The sequence below is a fragment of the Pseudomonas sp. 2VD genome (assembly GCF_005503585.1).
GTDB lineage: Bacteria > Pseudomonadota > Gammaproteobacteria > Pseudomonadales > Pseudomonadaceae > Pseudomonas > Pseudomonas aeruginosa.
Map to the genome: position 1 here is coordinate 1 of NZ_SCND01000543.1, position 2677 is coordinate 2677.

Annotated in this window: 3 protein-coding genes; 2 read left to right on the plus strand and 1 reads right to left on the minus strand. The window is 66.2% G+C overall.

Annotated features, from left to right (window positions below):
* Positions 1-150 precede the first annotated feature (150 nt).
* Positions 151-750 (minus strand): PilZ domain-containing protein, encoded by a 600-nt coding sequence (locus FFS27_RS31340; RefSeq protein WP_003091172.1) that lies wholly within the window; start codon positions 748-750, stop codon positions 151-153.
* Between the two features lie 102 nt (positions 751-852).
* On the opposite strand from FFS27_RS31340, the gene FFS27_RS31345 reads away from it, so the two are divergent.
* Positions 853-2103, plus strand: a complete 1251-nt coding sequence (locus FFS27_RS31345; RefSeq protein WP_015502671.1) for a lipoprotein-releasing ABC transporter permease subunit — start codon at positions 853-855, stop codon at positions 2101-2103.
* The coding region (locus tag FFS27_RS31350; RefSeq protein ID WP_137952483.1) for an ABC transporter ATP-binding protein at positions 2096-2677 on the plus strand (582 nt) is incomplete at its 3' end. The genes FFS27_RS31345 and FFS27_RS31350, both read left to right, overlap by 8 nt.

The following is a 2677-nucleotide window of genomic DNA, read 5'->3' on the forward strand; positions in this document are numbered from 1 at the left end:
TTGCAGCACGGCTTCGCGGCTTTCGCCGCGCGCGGGCAGGGCGACCCGGGTATCGCCCTGGGCGCCCAGCGGAATGCTCAGGGTGTCGGCGAACAGCGGCGGGGCGAGGAGGAGGGAGCACAGCAGTAGCGTACGGAGCATCGGTACATCTCAGGTCGAAGAAGGTTGGCCCGGCTCGCCGAGCGGGCCCTGTCCGGCCCGTGCCAGGCGGCGCTGCTGGGCCTGCTTCTGGAGGATATGCCGGGCCAGCAACTGGCGCTGTGCGTCGCTCAACGCTTCGAACTCGGTGCCGATCTCGAATTCGTCGTCGTGTGGCTGGGCGTGGATTACCCGGGCCCGCAGTTCGAGGCCGAACCCCTGCGGCAACAGGACCATGCGCAGGACGAGCAACTGGCCGACCGGCAATGCGCGGTCGTGGTGGAAGCTGACGCCCCCCTCGGACAGGCTGACCTTGCGCGGTTCGCCGATCTCCTTGAGCAGGCTCTGCACCATGACCTGGCCAAGCAGGTCGATGCGCTTGTTCATCACCTTCAGGTAGTTGGCCAGCGTGCGGTCGCGTTCGCTGATGTGGCGCAGCAGGTGCTGCGACTCGTAATCCATCAGGTGGAGGTCGCTGAGCAGGCTGAACAGGGTGGCCCCCGGCTCGCTCTCCAGGCCGTCTTCGACGGCCCCGGCAGGGCGAAATTCCAGTGCGAGGGTATCTTCGATACGGTAGTATTCGCGGCGGTCATCCGCGTCACGAGTGGACATGGCGAACCCACGGCGGCAGTGATGGTCAGAGTGTAAGGCCGCCGGCGATGCCTCGCCACTTCGCCATCCCGACGCATCCATTTTCTGCCAGCTAAGGGCGACATGTTCAGACCCCTGTCCGTTTTCATCGGCACGCGCTATACGCGGGCCAAACGTCGCAGCCATTTCGTCTCCTTCATTTCGCTGACCTCGATGATCGGCCTGGCACTGGGCGTGCTGGTGATGATCGTGGTGCTCTCGGTGATGAACGGCTTCGATCGCGAAATGCGTACCCGCATCCTCGGCATGGTGCCGCAGGCCACCGTCGAGTCGTACCAGCCCATCGATGACTGGCGCGCCCTGGCCGAGAAGGTCAAGGCCCACGAGCATGTCAGCGCGGTAGCGCCGTTCACCCAGATGCAGGGCATGCTCAGCGCCAATGGCGCGGTGCAGACGGTGATGGTCGATGCGGTCGATCCGCTGGAAGAGGCCAAGGTCTCGATCATTCCCGATTTCTTCAAGCAGGGCTCGCTGGCGGAACTCAAGGCCGGCGGCTTCGGCATCGTCATCGGCCAACTGGCGGCGCAGAAGCTCGGCGTCGGCATCGGCGACAAGGTCACCCTGATCCTCCCCGAGGTGGCGGTCACCCCGGCCGGGGTGTTCCCGCGGATGAAGCGTTTCACCGTGGTCGGCACCTTCCGCGTCGGCGCCGGCGAACTGGATGGCGGCCTGTCGCTGATCCACCTGGAAGACGCCGCGCGCCTGCAGCGCTGGAAGACCAACCAGGTACAGGGGCTGCGCCTGAAGCTCGACGACCTGTTCCAGGCGCCGCGGGTGGCCTGGGAGATCGCCCGGACCCTGACCGACAATGACTTCTACGCCCGCGACTGGACGCGCAGCCACGGCAACCTGTACCAGGCCATCCGCATGGAAAAGACCATGATCGGCCTGTTGCTGCTGCTGATCGTCGCGGTCGCCGCGTTCAACATCATTTCCACCCTGGTGATGGTGGTCACCGACAAGAAGTCGGACATCGCCATCCTTCGTACCCTCGGCGCCACGCCGGGGCAGATCATGGCTACCTTCATGGTCCAGGGTACGGTGATCGGGGTGATCGGCACGCTGGTCGGCGGGGTCCTCGGGGTGGTCGCGGCACTCAACGTCAGCGCCTGGATTTCCGCCCTGGAAAAGCTGCTGGGCCACCAGTTCCTCGCGTCCGACGTGTACTTCATCGATTACCTGCCGTCGCAACTGATGCTCGACGATGTCGTGCTGGTCTGCGGCGCGGCCCTGGTCCTCAGCTTCTTCGCCACTTTGTATCCAGCCTGGCGTGCGGCTCGCACCCAGCCTGCGGAGGCTTTGCGTTATGAATGACAAGTCGGTGCTGAGTTGCCGCAACCTGAGCAAGAGCTACGACGAGGGACCGCAATCGGTGCAGGTGCTGTCCGGCGTCGAGTTGAACCTGCTGCCTGGGGAGCGGGTGGCTATCGTCGGCAGCTCCGGTTCGGGCAAGAGCACCTTGCTGAACATGCTCGGCGGCCTGGACACGCCCTCCGCCGGCAGCGTCTGGCTCGCCGGCGAGGAACTCTCGGCGCTGAACGAGACGGCCCGCGGGCTGCTGCGCAACCGCGCGCTGGGCTTCGTCTACCAGTTCCACCACCTGTTGCCGGAGTTCACCGCCCTGGAGAACGTCTGCATGCCGCTGTTGATCGGCCGCACGCCGATCGCGGAAGCCCGCCAGCGGGCGGCCGAGCTGCTGGAGCGGGTCGGGCTGGGGCATCGCCTGTCGCACAAGCCGGCCGAGCTGTCCTGCGGCGAGCGCCAGCGGGTGGCGATCCCCCGCGCGCTGGTCAACCGGCCGCAGCTGGTCCTGCTCGACGCCCCCACCGGCAACCTCGACCCGCATACCGCCCATGTTCCCCAGGAGCTCATCCTCGAACCCAACCGT